This is a genomic window from Pseudomonas sp. 1 (assembly GCF_056626735.1).
Genome location: NZ_JBWXMQ010000003.1, coordinates 217,798 through 237,046, shown reverse-complemented (window position 1 = coordinate 237,046; position 19,249 = coordinate 217,798). Strand labels below are relative to the sequence as shown.

General features: G+C 60.6%; 20 protein-coding genes. 10 read left to right on the top strand and 10 right to left on the bottom strand.

All coding sequences use genetic code 11. From position 1 onward, the window contains the following. The first annotated feature begins 6 nt into the window (after positions 1-6). The gene (locus AC1MDC_RS06605; RefSeq protein ID WP_007958014.1) at positions 7-567 is read left to right on the top strand and encodes a glycine cleavage system transcriptional repressor; all 561 of its coding nucleotides are present in this window, start codon (positions 7-9) and stop codon (positions 565-567) included. Between the two features lie 10 nt (positions 568-577). Then, entirely contained in the window at positions 578-1,051 is a 474-nt protein-coding gene (locus AC1MDC_RS06600; protein WP_064594118.1) for a peroxiredoxin, read from the top strand. Between the two features lie 34 nt (positions 1,052-1,085). Here the strand turns inward: AC1MDC_RS06600 and AC1MDC_RS06595 are convergent, their stop codons facing one another. Further along, positions 1,086-2,156: an AI-2E family transporter gene (locus AC1MDC_RS06595; protein WP_085700599.1), complete on the bottom strand. Its 1,071-nt coding sequence runs from the start codon at positions 2,154-2,156 to the stop codon at positions 1,086-1,088. Positions 2,157-2,188: 32 nt separating this feature from the next. Continuing rightward, entirely contained in the window at positions 2,189-2,428 is a 240-nt protein-coding gene (locus AC1MDC_RS06590; RefSeq protein ID WP_085700598.1) for a sulfurtransferase TusA family protein, read from the bottom strand. 97 nt (positions 2,429-2,525) lie between these two features. On the opposite strand from AC1MDC_RS06590, the gene AC1MDC_RS06585 reads away from it, so the two are divergent. Next, complete coding sequence (locus AC1MDC_RS06585) at positions 2,526-3,959, top strand: M48 family metalloprotease (protein WP_085700597.1); 1,434 nt, start codon at positions 2,526-2,528, stop codon at positions 3,957-3,959. 78 nt (positions 3,960-4,037) lie between these two features. Here AC1MDC_RS06585 and AC1MDC_RS06580 read toward each other — a convergent pair whose 3' ends face one another. From AC1MDC_RS06580 to rpoE, 4 genes are all read right to left on the bottom strand, one after another. Then, the gene (locus AC1MDC_RS06580) at positions 4,038-5,486 is read right to left on the bottom strand and encodes a DegQ family serine endoprotease (RefSeq protein ID WP_085700596.1); all 1,449 of its coding nucleotides are present in this window, start codon (positions 5,484-5,486) and stop codon (positions 4,038-4,040) included. A gap of 206 nt (positions 5,487-5,692) precedes the next feature. After that, positions 5,693-6,655, bottom strand: coding sequence for a MucB/RseB C-terminal domain-containing protein (locus tag AC1MDC_RS06575; RefSeq protein ID WP_085700594.1), 963 nt, complete (start codon positions 6,653-6,655; stop codon positions 5,693-5,695). Between the two features lie 8 nt (positions 6,656-6,663). Next, positions 6,664-7,251, bottom strand: a complete 588-nt coding sequence (locus AC1MDC_RS06570) for a sigma-E factor negative regulatory protein (protein ID WP_011332903.1) — start codon at positions 7,249-7,251, stop codon at positions 6,664-6,666. A 31-nt stretch (positions 7,252-7,282) separates the two neighbouring features. Continuing rightward, the gene (gene rpoE / locus AC1MDC_RS06565) at positions 7,283-7,864 is read right to left on the bottom strand and encodes an RNA polymerase sigma factor RpoE/AlgU (protein WP_003172477.1); all 582 of its coding nucleotides are present in this window, start codon (positions 7,862-7,864) and stop codon (positions 7,283-7,285) included. A 556-nt stretch (positions 7,865-8,420) separates the two neighbouring features. On the opposite strand from rpoE, the gene nadB reads away from it, so the two are divergent. Further along, positions 8,421-10,037 (top strand): L-aspartate oxidase, encoded by a 1,617-nt coding sequence (nadB, locus tag AC1MDC_RS06560; RefSeq protein ID WP_227234733.1) that lies wholly within the window; start codon positions 8,421-8,423, stop codon positions 10,035-10,037. Here the strand turns inward: nadB and AC1MDC_RS06555 are convergent. Both AC1MDC_RS06555 and AC1MDC_RS06550 read right to left on the bottom strand, forming a co-directional pair. Beyond that, positions 10,006-10,458: a protein YgfX gene (locus AC1MDC_RS06555; protein WP_480392698.1), complete on the bottom strand. Its 453-nt coding sequence runs from the start codon at positions 10,456-10,458 to the stop codon at positions 10,006-10,008. The two genes, nadB and AC1MDC_RS06555, sit on opposite strands and share 32 nt — an antisense overlap. Beyond that, positions 10,442-10,696: an FAD assembly factor SdhE gene (locus tag AC1MDC_RS06550; RefSeq protein WP_007957989.1), complete on the bottom strand. Its 255-nt coding sequence runs from the start codon at positions 10,694-10,696 to the stop codon at positions 10,442-10,444. The genes AC1MDC_RS06555 and AC1MDC_RS06550 overlap by 17 nt, the downstream gene beginning before the upstream one ends. A gap of 149 nt (positions 10,697-10,845) precedes the next feature. Between AC1MDC_RS06550 and ygfZ the strand changes: the two genes are divergently transcribed. Next, complete coding sequence (gene ygfZ / locus AC1MDC_RS06545) at positions 10,846-11,787, top strand: CAF17-like 4Fe-4S cluster assembly/insertion protein YgfZ (RefSeq protein ID WP_480392697.1); 942 nt, start codon at positions 10,846-10,848, stop codon at positions 11,785-11,787. Between the two features lie 35 nt (positions 11,788-11,822). Continuing rightward, the gene (locus tag AC1MDC_RS06540; RefSeq protein ID WP_085700590.1) at positions 11,823-12,644 is read left to right on the top strand and encodes an HDOD domain-containing protein; all 822 of its coding nucleotides are present in this window, start codon (positions 11,823-11,825) and stop codon (positions 12,642-12,644) included. Here AC1MDC_RS06540 and AC1MDC_RS06535 read toward each other — a convergent pair whose 3' ends face one another. Both AC1MDC_RS06535 and AC1MDC_RS06530 read right to left on the bottom strand, forming a co-directional pair. Beyond that, positions 12,645-14,030 (bottom strand): sensor histidine kinase, encoded by a 1,386-nt coding sequence (locus tag AC1MDC_RS06535; protein WP_085683188.1) that lies wholly within the window; start codon positions 14,028-14,030, stop codon positions 12,645-12,647. Beyond that, on the bottom strand, positions 14,023-14,694 hold the full coding sequence (locus AC1MDC_RS06530) for a response regulator (RefSeq protein ID WP_085683189.1): 672 nt from the start codon (positions 14,692-14,694) through the stop codon (positions 14,023-14,025). The genes AC1MDC_RS06535 and AC1MDC_RS06530 overlap by 8 nt, the downstream gene beginning before the upstream one ends. A gap of 450 nt (positions 14,695-15,144) precedes the next feature. On the opposite strand from AC1MDC_RS06530, the gene AC1MDC_RS06525 reads away from it, so the two are divergent. From AC1MDC_RS06525 to AC1MDC_RS06510, 4 genes are read left to right on the top strand one after another with little or no spacing between them, the layout of a single operon-like run. After that, the gene (locus tag AC1MDC_RS06525) at positions 15,145-16,122 is read left to right on the top strand and encodes a Bug family tripartite tricarboxylate transporter substrate binding protein (RefSeq protein ID WP_085700589.1); all 978 of its coding nucleotides are present in this window, start codon (positions 15,145-15,147) and stop codon (positions 16,120-16,122) included. 56 nt (positions 16,123-16,178) lie between these two features. Continuing rightward, positions 16,179-16,637: a tripartite tricarboxylate transporter TctB family protein gene (locus AC1MDC_RS06520; RefSeq protein WP_085700588.1), complete on the top strand. Its 459-nt coding sequence runs from the start codon at positions 16,179-16,181 to the stop codon at positions 16,635-16,637. 1 nt (position 16,638) lies between these two features. Next, positions 16,639-18,153, top strand: a complete 1,515-nt coding sequence (locus tag AC1MDC_RS06515; RefSeq protein ID WP_085703824.1) for a tripartite tricarboxylate transporter permease — start codon at positions 16,639-16,641, stop codon at positions 18,151-18,153. Next, the gene (locus AC1MDC_RS06510) at positions 18,146-19,183 is read left to right on the top strand and encodes an AbrB family transcriptional regulator (RefSeq protein ID WP_085700586.1); all 1,038 of its coding nucleotides are present in this window, start codon (positions 18,146-18,148) and stop codon (positions 19,181-19,183) included. The genes AC1MDC_RS06515 and AC1MDC_RS06510 overlap by 8 nt, the downstream gene beginning before the upstream one ends. Positions 19,184-19,249: the final 66 nt, after the last annotated feature.

The following is a 19,249-nucleotide window of genomic DNA, read 5'->3' as shown; positions in this document are numbered from 1 at the left end:
TGCTGCATGTCCACCCCCACAGTTCGCGAACAATTCCTTGTCATCAGTGCCCTCGGCGCCAATCCCATGGAGCTGACCAACGTCCTGTGCCGCGCCAGCCATGAAAACCGCTGCGCAGTCGTCACCTCGCGCCTGACCCGCCACGGCGAATGCAGTGCGCTGGTGCTCGAAGTCTCCGGCAGCTGGGACGCCCTGGCTCGCCTTGAAGGCAGCCTGCCGGTGCTGGCCAAGCGTCATGCGTTCACCGTCAACGTGGTACGCAGCGCCGCCCTGGAAAATCGTCCGCAGGCCCTGCCGTATGTGGCTTACGTGTCTTCGGCGTACCGCCCGGACATCATCAACGAGCTGTGCCAGTTCTTCATGGATCACAACGTCGAGCTGGAAAACCTGACGTGCGATACCTATCAGGCACCACAGACCGGCGGCACCATGCTCAACGCCACGTTCACCGTGACCCTGCCCGCCGGCACCCAGATCAGCTGGCTGCGCGACCAGTTTCTGGATTTCGCCGACGCCATGAACCTGGATGCACTGATCGAACCGTGGCGCCCACAGAACCCAATGTAAGGAAGCTTTCATGGCCGTTGTCATTGACCAACCGGTTACGGATTTCGAAGCACCTGCCACCAGCGGGCAGACCGTCAGCCTGTCAGCCCTCAAGGGCAAGCAAGTGGTGATCTACTTCTATCCGAAGGACAGCACTCCGGGCTGCACCACCGAAGGCCAGGGCTTTCGCGATCAATACGCAGCGTTCAAGGCTGCCAACACGGAAATCTTCGGGATTTCCCGCGACAGCCTGAAATCCCACGAGAACTTCAAGTGCAAGCAGGAGTTTCCGTTCGAGCTGATCAGCGACAAGGACGAAGCCGTCTGCCAGCTGTTCGACGTGATCAAGTTGAAAAAGCTCTACGGCAAGGAATACCTGGGCGTTGATCGCAGCACCTTCCTGATCGACAAGAACGGCGTACTGCGTCAGGAATGGCGCGGCGTGAAAGTGCCAGGACATGTCGATGCAGTGCTGGCTGCTGCTCAGGCGCTGAACAAGGCCTGATGCTGTTGGCGCCCTTGCGGGCGCCCCTTCATTTTCAAAGCAGCGGCGCCACCGCCGGCTCCTTGCGCGGCCAAGCATCCAGCACAGCCTTGAACAGGGTCGCCAGCGGAATCGCGAAGAACACGCCCCAAAATCCCCAAAGCCCACCAAACAACAGCACCGCGCAGATGATCGCCACCGGATGCAGGTTGACCGCTTCGGAGAACAGCAACGGCACCAGCACGTTGCCATCCAGCGTCTGAATGATGCCGTAGACCGCCATCAGATAGATGAACTGATCGCTCCAGCCCCACTGGAACAGCGCAATCAGCAGAACCGGCACGGTCACCACCACCGCTCCGACATACGGCACCACCACCGACACGCCGACCAACAGGGCCAGCAACGCTGCGTAGTTGAGCCCCAGCGCGACAAAGGCAATGTATGTCACGCCACCACAGATCACGATCTCGATGACCTTGCCGCGAATGTAGTTGGCGATCTGCCGGTTCATTTCTTCGGCGACCCGGGTGATCAGCGCTCGCTCACGCGGCAAATAGCCGCGCACCCACTCGCCGATCATTGCCCGATCCTTGAGGAAGAAGAACACCAGTATCGGCACCAGCACCAGGTAGATCATGATGTTCACCAGCAGCGGCAAGCTCGACAACGAAAACGTCAGCGCCCACTGGCCGAACTTGCCGATTTCACCCCGCGCCGCTTCGATCGCTTGTAGCACCTGCTCGTCGGACACCAGATGCGGATAACGCTCCGGCAGTAACAGCAGCAGCGATTGCCACTTGGCGAGCATCCCCGGCAGTTCGTTGAACAGGGTGATCAACTGATGCCAGAGCAGCGGCAGCACCACGACGATAAACACCATCAGCACGCCCATGAACAGCGCAAACACCAGACCGACCGCCGCGCCGCCGGGTACGCGCAGGCGTTCGAGCGTGACCACCAGCCCCTGCATCAGGTACGCCAGCACCATCCCGGCCAGCACCGGCGCGAGCATTCCGCCCAGCGTCAGTACAGCGGTGAAGGCGAGAAACAGCAAAACCGCCAGTACCACCGCTTCTTCATCGGAGAAGTAGCGCTGAATCCAGTCGCGCAACACTTTGAACATCAATTTTCCTTAGGTCATTTACGCGGTCGGTTTCAGGCTTTTTTCAGCCAGTAACGGTAGACACCCGCCTCGTCTTCTTCACGCAGCAGCGTATGACCGGCCAACTTGGCGAAGGTGCGAAAGTCGCGCTGCGAACCGGCATCCGTTGCAATCACCTTGAGTACCGCTCCAGTGGGCAGCTTGTTCAGCTCCATTTTGGCCTTGAGCAACGGCAACGGACAATTCAGGCCACTGGCGTCCAGCTCACAGTCATAGGCTACAGCGTCGGTCATGCGTCACTCCGGATCAGGTGGTCAGGCTGCCTAGAATATCTGGTCGCAAGCTCGGTGTCCGGCTACAGTAAGGTCTTTGTCGACTAAGGCTTTGTGCATGACTTTTTTGCGCCCCACCCTGCTGACGCTCGCTTGCCTGCTCGCCTCACCGGGCTTCGCCGACGACCTGCCGTCACTCGGTGACGCCAGCTCTGCCATCGTCTCGCCACAACAGGAATATCAATTGGGTCGCGCCTGGCTGGCATTGCTGCGCAGCCAGGTTTCGCAGCTCAACGATCCACAACTCAAGGACTACGTCGAGTCCAGCGTTTACAAACTGGTGGAAACCAGCCAGGTCAATGACCGACGCCTGGAATTCATCCTGATCAACAGCCCGCAGCTCAACGCTTTCGCGGCGCCGGGCGGAATTGTCGGGGTCAACGGCGGCCTGTTCCTCAATGCCCAGACCGAAGGCGAATATGCCTCGGTACTGGCTCACGAACTGGCGCACTTGTCCCAGCGTCACTTCGCACGCGGCGTCGAAGCCTCGCAGCGGATGCAGGTGCCGATGATGGCGGCGCTGCTGGCCGGTATCGTGATCGCCGCGGCCGGCGCCGGTGATGCTGGCATCGCGACGATTGCCGGCACCCAGGCGGCGGCAATCCAGGAACAACGGCGCTTCTCGCGTCAGAACGAGCAGGAAGCCGACCGCATCGGCATCCTTAATCTGGAAAAGGCCGGATACGATCCGCGCTCGATGCCGACCATGTTCGAGCGTTTGATGCGCCAGTATCGTTTCGACGCCAAGCCACCGGAATTCCTGCTGACTCACCCAGTCACCGAGTCGCGGATCGCCGACACCCGCAACCGTGCCGAACAGGCTAAACCCGGGGGCATCGAAGACAGCATGCGCTATCAACTGATCCGTGCGCGGGTGCAGTTGACCTACGAAGAAACGCCGGGCCTTGGTGCCAAGCGCTTCCGCGCCCAACTCGATGAGAACCCGAAAAACGACGTGGCTCGCTACGGCTTGGCGATCGCCCAGATCAAGGGCGGCCAGTTGAACGAAGCACGGGCGAATCTCACGCAACTGCTGGCCAAATCACCGAACGAGATCATCTACAACCTGGCGCAGATCGATCTGGACATCACCAACAACAAACTGGCCGATGCACAGACTCGGGTTGACCGGATGCTCAGTCAGTATCCTGGCAATTACCCGCTGAATCAGGTTCGCGTCGATCTGCTGCTGAAACAGAACCGCACCGCCGATGCGGAGAAGGCGCTGGAAGGTTTGTTGAAATCACGTCCGGACGATCCGGACGTCTGGTATCAAGTTGCAGAAACTCGCGGGCTGTCCGGCAACATCATCGGCCTGCATCAGGCGCGTGCAGAGTACTTCGCGCTGGTCGGCGATTATCGCCAGGCGATTCAGCAACTGGACTTCGCCAAACGCAAGGCCGGCAGCAACTTCCCGCTGTCCTCACGTATTGATGCCCGCCAGCGCGAGCTGATGGAGCAGGAGCGCATGGTCAAGGACATGATGGGTTAAGCCCGCGCCGAGACAAATTCCGGACAAAAAAAACCGCCTCTTTCGAGGCGGTTTCTTTTTACTTCTTGGACAACTGGATCATTCAGCCAGTTTGAAGGTGATGAAGCTGGCACGGCCCTGACGCAGTACGCGCATCGACACCGAACGGTTCTTTGGCAGCGCCTTCGCAATCTCGGCAAACTCCTTGGAAGAACCAATGGCCTGGTTGTTCAGATGGGTGATGATGTCGCCCGGCTGTAGACCGATCAGAGCTGCAGGACCGTCCTGCACTTCCTTGATCACCACACCGCCCTTCAGGTCGTAGGTTTTCTTCTGCTCGGCGCTCAGCTCTGCCACCGAAACACCCAGACGATTGCTGTTGGTCTCGGCACCGGATTTCGGCAGGGCATCCAGCTCCTTGTCTTCGTCCGGGATGGCGCCGACCGTCAGCTCGACATTCTTGCGCTTGCCGTCACGAATCACTTCGAGGTTGGCCTTGGCACCCGCCTTCAATGCCCCCACCAGATGTGGCAGGTCAGCGGACATGACGATCGGTTGGCCGTTCATGCTCAGGATCACGTCACCCACTTGCAGGCCGCCCTTGGCAGCCGGGCCGTCATCCTGAATCTGAGCAACCAGCGCACCGGCCGGTTTGTCCAGACCGAACGACTCGGCCAGATCCTTGTTCACTTCCTGGATGACGACACCCAGCCAACCACGGCTGACCTTGCCGCCGCTTTTCAGCTGGTTGGAAACGTCCATCGCCACGTCGATCGGAATGGCGAACGACACACCCATGAAGCCACCGGAACGGGTGTAGATCTGCGAGTTGATCCCGACCACTTCACCGTTCAGGTTGAACAGCGGGCCACCGGAGTTGCCCGGGTTGATCGGCACGTCGGTCTGGATGAACGGCACGTAGTTTTCATTCGGCAGGCTGCGGCCGACGGCACTGACGATGCCTTGGGTCACGGTGTGGTCAAAGCCGAATGGAGAGCCGATTGCCACGACCCACTGACCGGCTTTCAGATCCTGGGATTTGCCAAGCTTGAGCACTGGCAGATCCTTGCCTTCGATTTTCAACAGCGCCACGTCGGAGCGTGGATCGGTGCCGATCAGCTTGGCTTTCATCTCACTGCGATCAGCCAGACGGACAAGGATTTCATCGGCATCGGCGATCACGTGGTTGTTGGTCAGAATGTAGCCATCCGGCGAAATGATGAAACCCGAACCCAACGACTGCGCTTCACGCTGACGATCACCACGCGGAGAACGCTGTTGCGGCGGCATGCCGCGCTCGAAGAACTCGCGCAACATCGGCGGCAAGCCTTCCAGATCAGGCATCTGCTGGCTCACTTTGCGATCCGGCAGTTTTTGCGTGGTACTGATGTTCACCACGGCAGGCGAGGCCTGTTCGACCAGTTGAGTGAAATCAGGCAGGTTGACCGGACTGGCTGCTTCGGCCGCCTGGACTGCAGGAACAGCCTGACCGAGCACCAGCACAGTGGCGAAAATGGAGAGATAAGATTTCAAGCTTGGTATCGACATACAGCTCCCGTTACGACGAGCAGGGTTAAGCGATATGGAGCAAGGAACACCGGAAACCACAGGCCGGCATTTTTGTTCCGGGAACAACAAACAAGGCCAGAGCCGAGAGGCTCTGACCTATAAAAAATTTTCGGGTGTTTTGCAAATGAAAAAGCTCAGCAAACATTTCACGTCTCGAAGACGAAGTGGAGATAGCTGGAATCAGCTCACTGCTTGCTGGTTGCAGCGCCATCATTGCGCATCGACAGAGCAATTCGTTCGGCGGTCCCGATAGGGATCTCGCCAACCACCGTGACCATCATTTCGCCTTGAGGCGTTGTCAAACGGCGGGATACGGCAACGGTCGGGCCCAGTTGAGTCCGGGTATCGGTAACGGTTGCGCCGTTGAGCGGCTCCAGGAAGACAGAGAAACGGGCGAGACCATCGTCGTACATCAGGCTGTTGACCTGGGTCTTGGTTTCCGGATCCTTGTGCGAGGAGCTGCTGGTGAGCTCGAAGCCAGGAGGCAGCCAGTCGGAACGCCAGACCTGGGCGGTCTTGACTGCAGACGCCTTGTCGCTGTCTAGAGTAACCGTCTTGCAATCGGAATCGGCTTGCAGATCTTTATCGGACGGGACATCAGACGTGTCCAGCCGCGTGAACTGGAATCTTTCGAGCAACTGTCCCTTGTCGTTCAACAGCAGCGACTTGAGCGGCAGACCCGTTTCCTTGTCCAGATGCAGTTCGAATCCATAACGGTGCTGATCCCGCGGCGTCAGCGATACGATCACCGCTTCCCGCCCGGCTACGCGCGACTTGCCGATGACGGCAAGGTCATACCAGTTCTTAAGCTTTTGAGGATCCAGAGGACGAGCAGCAGTATTGGGAGAGTCTCCCAGACCCGCAATCAGGGTGCCGCTGACGCATTGAGTATGTCCATCAATGCGCACGACTTCCTGAGCCGAACCGTCGAGCTGAAGCAAACGCTCGCGGACCTGGCCATTCTGGACCCGATGCCAGATGTTATGGGTAGAGAAACTACCGTTACGCTCGTAAACGAAAGTGCCGTGAAAGCTTTGCTGCTGCTCGGCCCGGCCCAGACGGGTCAACCAGTCCTGAGCCTCGTCGGCGTGGGCTGGAACAATGAACCAGCCGCTGAGCAGAAGCGAAAGTAGAGGTATGGCGCGCATGATCCCCCTTAACGGTTTTCCAGGCTTGCTGCGCGTGCATAGGGCAGCGCGCTTTCGGTGCCTTTCAAGGCAGCCTGTTGAGCGTGTTGACGCAGGTAACCTGGCAGACGCTGATCATGCCAGCCTGGCTGACCTTGCAATACGCCATTGGCCATTGGGCCTGTGGCTTCCGAACTCTCATTGTAGCCCGCCAATACCGCCGGGCCTTTGACCTGAGGAGTGGCCAACACTGGCTGATTGGATTGCTGGGCGAGTTCCACGCCGGCGATTTCGTCCTGGTTGTACAGGCGAACACCCGCCAGAACGGCAACGGTCACCGAAGCGGCTACGGCCAGACGACCGAGGCTGCGCCATGGACCGCGGGACACTTTGGCAGGGGTTGCTTCGTCTTCCAGTGCAGCAGAAACAGCCGCAGCGAGATCCAGACGTGGAAGCAACAGATCCTTGTGCATGGCTGCCCGAGCGATCTGGTAACGAGCCCAGGTTTCACGGGTTTCAACATCGTCCAGCGCATTGAGCACTCGACGCAATTCCAGTTCGTCCGCTTCGTTATCCATCACTGCGGACAGCGATTCCTGCAGGGCTTCACGACTCATGGCGTTCCTCTCTTGGCTGTCGCCGCTGTCTTTAGTTTTCCTGCAACAACGGCTGCAGGGCTTTATCGATGGCCTCCCGGGCGCGGAAAATCCGGGAGCGCACGGTACCAACCGGACATTGCATGACGCTCGCGATGTCCTCGTAACTCAGACCATCGAATTCACGCAAAGTTAACGCCGTGCGCAAATCCTCTGGCAGTTGCTGAATGGTTCGATGGACGGTGCCCTCGATCTCATCCCGCAGCAATGCACGTTCAGGCGACTCGAGATCCTTCAGGCCGTGATCGCCGTCATAGAACTCTGCATCTTCGGAACTTACATCACTATCCGGCGGCCGACGGCCGCGTGAAACCAGATAGTTCTTCGCCGTGTTAATGGCGATGCGGTACAGCCACGTATAAAACGCACTGTCGCCGCGGAAATTTCCAAGCGCTCGATATGCCTTGATAAAGGCTTCTTGTGCGACGTCCTGGGCTTCATGGGTGTCGTGCACAAAACGCACGATCAACCCGAGAATTTTGTGCTGATACTTCAGCACCAGCAGATCGAAAGCTCGCTTGTCGCCACGCTGAACGCGCTCGACCAGCTGCTGATCCTCTTCCTGGGTTAGCATGAACACTCCTCGATAAACTCGGAGGAGGCTTGCATGACCAATCGACCGGACTTGCAAACATAGACTCGGGCTTTTCGCAAAAGTTCTCCCCCTCCAAGCAAGTTTCCTGCGAGCTCTGATTTGGCACGCACGAAAAACGCAGCGCGGGATGAACCGGCTGCGCGAATAATCTTGTCATCGGCTCGCCGGCAAGAACCCAACCGCAGGTTCCGCATTGAAGCCGACACTGTCCCTTGTTTCGGGCAACTGTCTATTGATCTTGGGCCTCTGGCAAAAGTTCCAAATATTTATAGACGCGTCGCACCGACCTTGTGCAACCGTGAGCGGAAAAAGCCTGTTTCATCGTCGATACAGTCGCTTTTCCCCAAAACCGCTGAAAAAACTGACGACAAAGCGTCGGGATTTTCCGTCACGGTAGTTTCACAATGCCATATCGGCCCGGCTATTGTGCCGCCCAACCCCTCTATATACTAGTGGGCTGTGTGGCTGCCTCGACTCGCCCATCCGCCAGTCCTGCGCCAACCCCGACCCGGGTCGCTTTGAGCGGAATCCTGAAATGAGCCAACAGTTTCAACACGATGTTCTGGTGATTGGCAGCGGTGCTGCCGGTTTGAGTCTCGCGCTGACCCTGCCCGGTCACTTGCGCATCGCCGTATTGAGCAAAGGTGACCTCGCCAACGGCTCGACCTATTGGGCACAAGGTGGCGTCGCGGCCGTGCTGGACGACACCGACACCGTCGAGTCCCATGTCGATGACACTCTGAATGCCGGTGGCGGCCTGTGCCATGAAGACGCGGTGCGTTTCACCGTCGAGCACAGTAAGGAAGCAATCCAGTGGCTGATCGACCAGGGCGTGCCGTTCACGCGCGACGAGCAGTCCGGTACGGAAGACGGCGGTTTCGAATTCCACCTGACCCGCGAGGGCGGCCACAGCCATCGCCGGATCATCCACGCAGCTGACGCCACTGGCGCTGCGATTTTCACGACCCTGCTGGCCCAGGCCAAAGAACGCCCGAACATCGAATTGCTCGAACAGCGGGTAGCGGTCGACCTGATCACCGAGCGTCGGTTGGGGCTGGAAGGCGAACGTTGCCTGGGCGCCTACGTGCTCAATCGCAAAACCGGAGAAGTCGATACCTTCGGAGCACGCTTTGTGATCCTGGCGTCCGGCGGCGCCGCGAAAGTCTATCTATATACAAGCAACCCCGACGGCGCCTGCGGTGACGGCATCGCCATGGCCTGGCGTTCGGGCTGCCGCGTGGCAAACCTGGAGTTCAACCAGTTCCACCCCACTTGCCTCTACCACCCGCAAGCCAAGAGCTTTCTGGTAACCGAAGCCCTGCGTGGCGAAGGCGCCCATTTGAAGCTGCCGAACGGCGAACGCTTCATGCAACGTTTTGACCCACGTGCAGAACTGGCACCACGGGACATCGTCGCCCGCGCCATCGACCATGAAATGAAGCGCCTGGGTGTCGATTGCGTCTACCTCGACATCAGCCACAAGCCCGAAGCCTTCATCAAATCGCACTTCCCGACTGTCTACGAACGCTGCCTCGGCTTCGGCATCGACATCACCAAGCAACCGATTCCGGTCGTACCGGCGGCGCACTACACCTGCGGCGGCGTGATGGTCGATCAACAGGGCCGCACCGATGTGCCCGGCCTGTACGCCATTGGCGAAACCAGCTTCACCGGCCTGCACGGCGCCAACCGCATGGCCAGCAACTCGCTGCTCGAATGTTTCGTCTACGCCCGCTCAGCTGCAGCGGACATTCTCGAGCAACTGCCCGACGTCGCGATCCCGCGCGCCTTGCCCGCCTGGGACGCCAGCCAGGTGACCGACTCCGATGAAGACGTGATCATCGCCCACAACTGGGACGAATTGCGGCGGTTCATGTGGGACTACGTCGGCATCGTGCGCACCAACAAGCGCCTGCAACGGGCACAGCATCGCGTGCGTCTGCTGCTGGACGAAATCGACGAGTTCTACAGTAACTACAAGGTCAGCCGTGACCTGATCGAGCTGCGCAACCTGGCGCAAGTGGCAGAACTGATGATCCGCTCGGCCATGGAACGCAAGGAGAGCCGGGGCCTCCATTACACCCTCGACTACCCGGACCTGCTGCCTGAAGCGCTCGACACTATTCTGGTGCCGCCCACCTACGCCGGCTGAACTTGAGGCGTACCCGCAGGCGTCGGTGCAAATCCGACGCCTGCGCATCCCGCGGCACGCAGATCGACCTGACGCGCCGCTCACCACGCAATCGAAAACGCAACACCACGATCAGCGGCAGCGCCAGGCTGTCCGGGCGCAATTGCACCGCTTGCCAGCCATCGGCCTTGTTCCACAGCTGCCAGCCATCCGCGTCCCGACGGAATCCGCAAAATGCCTTGGGATGACTCAACAGAATCTGCCGTGGCAACACCCAGACAGCATGGGCGAGACATGCGAATGCCCCCAGCAGAGAACCCCATAAAGGAATCGACAACAGAAACAAAGAACCCAGCGCGAATGCCTGGGCCAGCAGATACGCCGCCAGCAACTGCCGTGAGGCGTGCCAGCGGCATTCGAACGTGTTACTTGGGCTGGACACGATCCAGAATCATGCGAACCATGCGTTGCAGCTCGGGATCTTCCGATTCGCTGCGCTCCATGAACCAGCCGAACATGTCCTGATCCTCGCACTCGAGCAGGCGGACATACAACGCGCGATCCACCTCATTCAGATTGGCGTAGACCTCTTTCACGAACGGCACCAGCAACACGTCGAGTTCCAGCATGCCGCGACGGCTGTGCCAAAAGAGGCGATTCAGTTCAACTTGTTCGACCATGGAGCCCTCCTCAAATAGGCCGCAAGTATACAGGCCCGAAGCGGGCCGAACAGTCGGCTTTGGTCGGGCACCACCGATCCTTTATCAACTACCCATTTCAACAGCACCCCCTTATGATGTGCCCCAGTCTATTTACCCTGCGATGACCCATGGCCGATTCTGCTTTTTTCTGCACCCTCTCTCATGAAGGCGTTCTCGCGGTTCGCGGCGCGGATGCCGGCAAATTCCTGCAAGGCCAACTGACCTGCAACATCAATTATCTGAGCGAAACCCAGGCCAGCCTCGGTGCACGCTGCACGCAGAAAGGCCGCATGCAGTCGAGTTTCCGCATCGTGCTGGAAGGCGACGGCGTGCTGCTGGCGATGGCCGGCGAGCTGCTGGAGCTGCAACTGGCGGATCTGAAAAAGTACGCCGTGTTCTCCAAATCGAAACTGACCGACGAAAGCGCCTCCTGGGTGCGCTTCGGCCTCGATCATGGCGATGCGGCCCTGAGCAGTCTGGGTCTGGAACTGCCGGCAGAAACCGACAGCGTGGCCCGCCACGAAGGTCTGATCGCGATTCGCGTCTCCCCGAACCGTGCCGAACTCTGGGTGCCCGCCGATCAGGCCGACACCGTCAAAGGCAAATTGACCGCGCACTTGAGCGAAGCCGAACTCAATCAATGGCTGCTGGGCCAGATCCGCGCCGGGATCGGTCAGGTCATGCCGAGCACCCGCGAGCTGTTCATCCCGCAGATGCTCAATCTGCAGGCCGTCGGCGGCGTGAGTTTCAAGAAAGGCTGCTACACCGGTCAGGAAATCGTCGCGCGCATGCAGTACCTGGGCAAACTCAAGCGTCGCCTGTACCGCGTGCAACTGGACGCCAGCGAATTGCCGGAGCCGGGCACCCCGCTGTTCGCCCCGAGCCACGGCAGCTCCATCGGCGAAGTGGTACTGGCTGCCCGTGCCGAAAAGAATATTGAACTGCTGGCGGTGTTGCAGGCCGAAGCTGCCGACGCAGGCGATTTGCATCTGGGCGCAGCCGAAGGCCCGGCGCTGCACTTGCTCGACCTGCCTTACGAACTGGATCGCGACCGCGAAATCCAGCGTTGATCGCAGCATTTGTTGCAACACCCTAGAGAAACGACATGAGTGAGCTGGCGGATAAGGTCCAACAGGATTTGGTTGAGGCCATCGATAACGATGACCTGGTTCTGCCAACGTTACCGGAAGTGGCCCTGCAGATTCGCAAGGCCGCTGAAGATCCGGACATCAGCGTCAGCGACCTGAGCAAAGTGATCGGCCGCGACACAGCGTTGTCGGCGCGCCTGATCAAAGTGGTCAACAGCCCGCTGCTGCGTGCGACTCAGGAAGTCACCGACCTGCACACCGCCATCACTCGGCTCGGCGTCAACTACAGCAGCAATCTGGCGATCGGTCTGGTGATGGAGCAGATCTTCCACGCCCGCTCCGACGTGGTCGAACAAAAGATGCGCGAAGTCTGGCGCAAGAGTCTGGAGATCGCCGGCGTCAGCTACGCCCTGTGCCGCCGCTACACCCAACTCAAACCCGATCAGGCCGCGCTCGGTGGACTGGTTCATCAGATCGGCGTGCTGCCGATCCTGACCTACGCTGAAGACCACTACGAATTGCTGTCCGATCCGGTCAGCCTCAACCATGTGATCGACCACATTCACCCGCTGCTCGGCGACAAGCTGCTGCGGGTCTGGGAATTCCCCGAGCGTCTGGTGGAGTTGCCGGGTCTGTATGAGGACCTCAAGCGCGAATCGCAACAGATCGATTACGTCGACATCGTGCAAGTGGCCAGCCTGTATTGCCACAAGGACACCGACCACCCGATGGCCCGCATCGATCCGTTCAGCGTGCCGGCGTTCCGCAAGCTCGGCATCGATCCGGAAAACAAGGCGCTGTGCGCCGATCTGGAAGAATCGCGGTCGATGTTCTACTGATCAACCGGCGACAAAACTCACCCGCACCTTCAAACCCGCCTGTTCCCCATCGTGCAGACTGATCTGCGCCAGATGCGCGCGGCAGATTTCCCCGACGATCGCCAGCCCGAGCCCGGAACCGGCCACCTGCTGGTTGCGCCGGTAAAAGCGTTCGAACACCCGATCCCGCTCCTCCAGCGGAATGCCCGGCCCATCGTCTTCAACCTCCAGCACCGCCGGCGCCGTGACCCGCAGGATCACGTTGCCGCCCGGCGGCGTGTGCGCCAGCGCGTTATCCACCAGATTGCTCAGCAACTCGTTGAGCAACGTCGGCTCGCCACGCAGCCAGACCGGCTCGTCCGCCTCCAGCGCCAGCGCGACACCCCGCGCGTGGGCCAGCGGCGCCATGGCCATGCCCAGTTCCCGCGCCAACTGACTCAGATCGAGCAACTGCGCACCGCCCTCGGCAATCGCCCGGGCGCCGTTTTCCACGCGGGCCAGCGACAACAACTGGTTGGCCAGATGGGTCAGGCGATCCGTGCTTTGCGCCGAAGATTCCAACGTGTCGCGCCAGGTCTGCGGCTCGTTTGAGCGCAAGCCCAGTTCAAGCCGCGCCTTGAGCGCCGCCAGTGGCGTGCGCAACTCGTGGGCCGCATCGGCGATGAACTGCGCCTGCCGCTCGAACTGCCCGCGCAGGCGCTCGGTAAAGTGATTGAGCGCTCGCACCAATGGCCACAACTCGTGCTGCACTTCGACCAACGGCAAGGGCCGCAGGTCATCGGGCTGACGCTCTTCCACTGCCGTGCGCAAACGCTCGATCGGCCGCAGCGCCGCACTCACCGCAAACCACACCAGCAACAACGCGCCAATCGCCAGCATCCCGAGCCGCAGCAGCGTATCGGCCGCCAGACTGCGGGCCATGCTGACGCGCGCCTCGTCGGTTTCGGCAACGCGAATCTCCGCCATGCCGTTCATGTTCGGTTCGCTCACTGCCTTGAGCAAACTCACCACGCGCACGTTCTGCCCCTGATATTTCGCGTCGTAAAAGCGCGCCAAGGCAGGATAGCTGTCGGTTCTCGGTGTGCCCGGCGGCGGGCCCGGCAAGTTTTCGTAGCCGGAAATCAACTTCTGGTTGATGTCGTTGACCTGGTAATAGATGCGCCCGGCGCTGTCGTAAGCGAAGGTATCGAGCGCCACGTAAGGCACGTCGGCACTGAGACTGCCATCGCGCTGGGACAGACCGGCGGCGATGGTCCGTGCTGACGCGAGAAGTGTGCGGTCGTAGGCGGTGTCGGCGGCTTCGCGACCGTTCCAGTACGCGCTCAATCCGCTGGCGAGCATCAACACCACCAGCAGCAGCGCGAGGTTCCACACCAACCGCCAGCGCAGACTGCTGGGCTTATGCATCGCGGCTTTCCAGCAGATAGCCCAGACCGCGAAAGGTCACGATGGCCACTGAATGGCCGTCGAGCTTTTTGCGCAGGCGGTGCACGTAGATTTCGATGGCGTCGGGGCTGGCCTCTTCGTCGAGACCGAACACCTGAGCAGCCAGTTGCTCCTTGCTCATCACCCTTCCCGGACGGGCAATCAACGCTTCGAGCACCGCCTGCTCGCGGGAGGTCAGCGTCAGCAGTTCTTCGCCGAGGGTGAAGCGCCGGGTATCGAGGTCGTAGGCCAGCACGCCGCAACGTTGCTGACGTTCGCCGCCGAGTACGCTGCGGCGCAACAGGGCTTTGACCCGCGCTTCGAGTTCCGTGAGTTCGAACGGCTTGGCGAGGTAATCGTCGGCCCCAAGATTGAGCCCATGGACCCGGTCCTTGACGTCGCTACGGGCGGTCAGCATCAGTACCGGCAAGTTCTTGCCCCGGGCCCGCAGGCGCGCCAGCACCTCAAAACCGTCCATGCGCGGCAGGCCGACATCAAGGATCGCCACCGCGTATTCCTCGCTGCCCAGGGCCAGGTCGGCAGCAACGCCATCGTGCAAGACATCCACGGTCAGACCGGTGCTCTTGAGCGCCTGGGCAACGCTTTCGGCCAGCGGCAAATGGTCTTCGACGAGCAGGACACGCATGGATCTCTACCTCATTCAGGGATGGCCGACGCCATTCTTTGCGGCGGAGTTTACAGCCGCAACCGCCACTGTGAAGCCCGAAAACACGCGAAAGAATACTGAAAGGTTAGCGAAAGGTTGGGCCGTTACAGTCGCTTCACCGAGGGTCCCGACTGCCGACCTTCGCCGTTTTCTCCGTTCCTGCACCATAGCTTCAAAACGTAGCTCTCGAAAAACGTCACGATGCGTTTTCGCCAATAAGAACAATAACGAGGTACTGCATCATGCTGTCCACACAGCTTCAGGTTGACCCGTTTCATTCTTCCTCTCGTATTTCCCCGTTTTCGCTTGTCAGCGCCATCGTCGGCTGCGCGGCGTTCAACCCGTCCGGGTCTGAGCCTGTCAGCCTGCGCGCGCGAAACTGCCGCACCTGAAATATCCCCAAAAACAACAACTCCCGTGGAGACACTCATGAACCGATCCCTGCGCCGTTTCGCTCTCGCCGCCGGTTGCGTACTGTTCGCCGGCCAACTGATGGCCGAACCGAAACGTCCTGAATGCATTGCCCCGGCCTCCCCCGGCGGCGGTTTCGACCTGACCTGCAAACTGGCGCAAAGCGCGCTGGTCAACGAAAAACTGCTGACCAAACCGATGCGCGTGACCTACATGCCCGGCGGTGTCGGCGCGGTGGCGTACAACGCCGTCGTGGCGCAGCGTCCGGCTGATGCGGGCACTTTGGTGGCGTGGTCCAGCGGTTCGCTGTTGAACCTGGCCCAAGGCAAGTTCGGTCGGTTCGATGAAACCAACGTGCGCTGGCTGGCGGCGGTCGGCACCAGCTACGGCGCCATCGCGGTGAAAAACGACTCCCCCTACAAAACCCTCGACGATCTCGTGCAAGCACTGAAGAAAGATCCGAGCTCCGTGGTCATCGGCTCCGGCGGCACCGTCGGCAGCCAGGACTGGATGCAGACCGCACTGATCGCTAAAGCCGCCGGGATCAACCCGCGCGACCTGCGCTACGTCGCCCTCGAAGGGGGCGGCGAGATCGCTACCGCCCTGCTCGGCGGCCACATCCAGGTCGGCAGTACCGACATCTCCGACTCCATGCCGCACATCCAGAGTGGTGACATGCGCCTGCTGGCCGTGTTTGCCGAGAAACGCCTGGACGAGCCGGAAATGAAAGACATCCCGACTGCCCGCGAACAGGGTTACGACATCGTCTGGCCGGTGGTGCGCGGTTTCTATCTCGGGCCGAAAGTCAGCGATGAAGACTACGCCTGGTGGAAAGCCTCCTTCGACAAACTGCTGGCCTCCGACGACTTCGCCAAGCTGCGCGATCAGCGTGAACTCTTCCCGTTCGCCATGACCGGTCCCGAGCTGGACACCTACGTCAAGAAGCAAGTGGCGGACTACAAGGTGCTGGCCAAAGAGTTCGGCCTGATTCAGTGATCGTCTCTGTCTAGCGTCCATGGCCCTTTCACCGGGGCCATGGCAGGAGTTCCCTCATGCTTATTCAACGCATTTTTGCCTCGGTGCTGTTGCTGGCCTGCGTCGGCCTGGCACTGATGGCGTGGCCTTACCAGGCGGCGTTTTCCTACGAACCGGTCGGCCCCCGGGCGTTTCCATTGCTGATGCTCGGCCTGATGGGCCTGGCGTTGCTGTACATGGTTTTTCGTCCAGCGCCCATCAAGCACAGCGACGACGAGCCGCCACTGGACCGCGAAACCCTGACCAAGATCGGCATCTGCGTGGCCCTGCTGCTGGTGTTCGCCGGCACTTTCGAACCCCTTGGTTTCATCGTCGCCAGCATCATCATCGGCGTACCAATGGCCCGACTGTACGGCGGCCGCTGGTTGCCGAGTGTGGTGATCATCAGCCTGATGGCCGTGGGTCTTTACCTGCTGTTCGACCGTTTGATGGACGTTCCGCTGCCCCTCGGCCTGCTCGACGTTCTGGAGAACTGATATGGATACTCTCGGTTATTTGGGTCAGGGCTTCGGCGTCGCGCTGAGCCCGTACAACCTGGTCACGGCCCTGACCGGCACGCTGATCGGCACCGTGGTCGGCTTGTTGCCGGGTCTGGGGCCGATCAATGGCGTAGCGCTGCTGATCCCCATCGCATTCGCCCTCGGCTTGCCACCGGAATCGGCTCTGATCCTGCTGGCAGCGGTGTATCTGGGCTGCGAATACGGCGGCCGGATCAGTTCGATTCTGCTGAACATCCCCGGCGAAGCCTCCACCGTGATGACCACTCTCGACGGCTACCCGATGGCCCGCAAAGGCCTGGCTGGCGTGGCGCTGTCGTTGTCGGCATGGAGTTCGTTCATCGGCGCCTTCATCGCCACCTGCGGCATGGTGCTGTTCGCGCCGCTGCTGGCGAAATGGGCGATTGCCTTCGGGCCGGCGGAATATTTCGTGTTGATGGTGTTCGCGATTGTCTGCCTGGGCGGCATGGCCGGTGACCGACCGCTGAAAACCTTCATCGCGGCGTTGATCGGCCTGTTCCTGTCCAGCGTCGGCATCGACGCCAATAGTGGCGTGTACCGTTTCACCGGCGACAACATTCACCTGACCGACGGCATTCAGTTCGTGGTGCTGGTACTGGGCCTGTTCTCGGTCAGCGAAATTCTCTTGTTGCTTGAAAAAACCCATCGCGGCCAGGAAGCGGTAAAAGCCACCGGCCGGATGATGTTCAACTTCAAGGAAGCGGCTTCGGTGTTCGTGGTGAACATCCGTTGCGGCCTGCTCGGTTTCATCATGGGTGTGTTGCCGGGTGCTGGCGCGACCCTGGCCAGCGCCGTTGCCTACATGACCGAGAAACGCATCGCCGGAGCCAGCGGCAAGTTCGGTCAGGGCGACGCGCGCGGCCTCGCTGCGCCGGAAACCGCCATCGGTGCCTCCGCCTGCGGCGCGCTGGTGCCGATGCTGACCCTCGGCGTTCCGGGTTCGGGCACCACGGCGGTGATGATTGGCGCCCTGTCGCTGTACAACATCACTCCGGGCCCACTGCTGTTCCAGCAACAACCGGACATCGTCTGGGGCCTGATCGCCTCGCTGTTCATCGCCAACATCATGCTGGTGATCCTGAACATCCCGATGATCCGTATCTTCACCCGCATCCTCGCTGTACCGAACTGGGCACTGGTGCCGGTGATCGCGATCATTACCGGGATCGGCGTCTACGCCGTGCACGCGACCACGTTCGACCTGTTCCTGATGGTAGGCATCGGCATCTTTGGCTACATCCTGCGCAAACTGGACTTCCCGCTGTCGCCAGTCCTGCTGGGCTTCATCCTCGGCGGCCTGATGGAGCAGAATCTGCGCCGGGCGCTGTCGATTTCCAACGGTGCGCTGGAGATTCTCTGGTCGAGCCCGATCACCTTCGGTGTCTGGGTGCTGACAGCGATCATGTTGCTGATGCCACTGCTGCGCATCTGGCGCAAACGCTCGGCCGCGCAACGCGCTATCGCCGATGTCTGATCGGCTCTCCCTTAAAACGTGGTGGGGAACCCCGCTGGTCGGTCTGCTTGGCGGTTACATCGCCAGCCAGATCGGCTGGCCGCTGCCGTGGATGGTCGGCTCGTTGCTGGCGATCATCCTGGTGCGCTGCCTGACCCCGTGGCAATTGACCGAAATCCCTGGCGGCCGCAAATGCGGCCAGTGGATCGTCGGGATCGGCATCGGCCTGCACTTCACCCCGCTGGTGATGGAGCAGGTACTGAGCCACTTCGGCCTGATCTTTTTCGGCGCGCTGGTCACCAGCCTGTCGGCGGTGGTCGGCGTGTGGCTGATGCGCCGCACCGGTGAGGATCGCGCCACGGCATTCTTCTCCAGCATGCCCGGCGGCTCCGGCGAGATGGTCAACCTCGGCGCACGCAACGGCGCGATGCTCAGCCATGTCGCGGCCGGGCAGAGCTTGCGGGTGCTGGTGGTGGTGCTGTGTGTGCCGGCGGCATTCAAATATCTGCTGGGCGATGGCGCACCGATTTCTCACGCCGGCAGCGTCGATTGGCGCTGGCTGGCGATTCTTTTTCCGGCGGGCGGCCTGCTCGCCTGGTTTTGGCAACGTTTGCGTCAACCCAACCCATGGCTGTTCGGCCCGCTGCTGGTCAGCGCAGCAGTGAGCATCGGCTGGGATCTGCACATCGGTCTGCCCAATGGCGGCAGTCAGATCGGCCAGTGGCTGATCGGCAGCGGTCTGGGCTGTCACTTCAACCGCCAGTTCTTCCGCCGGGCACCGTCGTTCATGGGACGGACGTTGATCGGCACGGCGCTGACCATGTTGATCGCGACACTGGCGGCGTTGGGACTGAGTGCCATGACCCATCTGGATCTGCGATCGCTGACCCTGGGCATGATGCCCGGCGGAATCGCCGAGATGAGCCTGACGGCAGAAACCCTGCAATTGTCAGTGCCGCTGGTGACGGCGATGCAGGTGATGCGGTTGTTGTTCGTGTTGTTTCTGGCGGAACCGTTGTTCAAGTACTGGAACCGTAATCCCGAAGCCTGATCCGGTTTTGATCGTTCCCACGCGGACGCCTCGACGTGGGAACGAGATTAACCGCCAGCCCTGAGC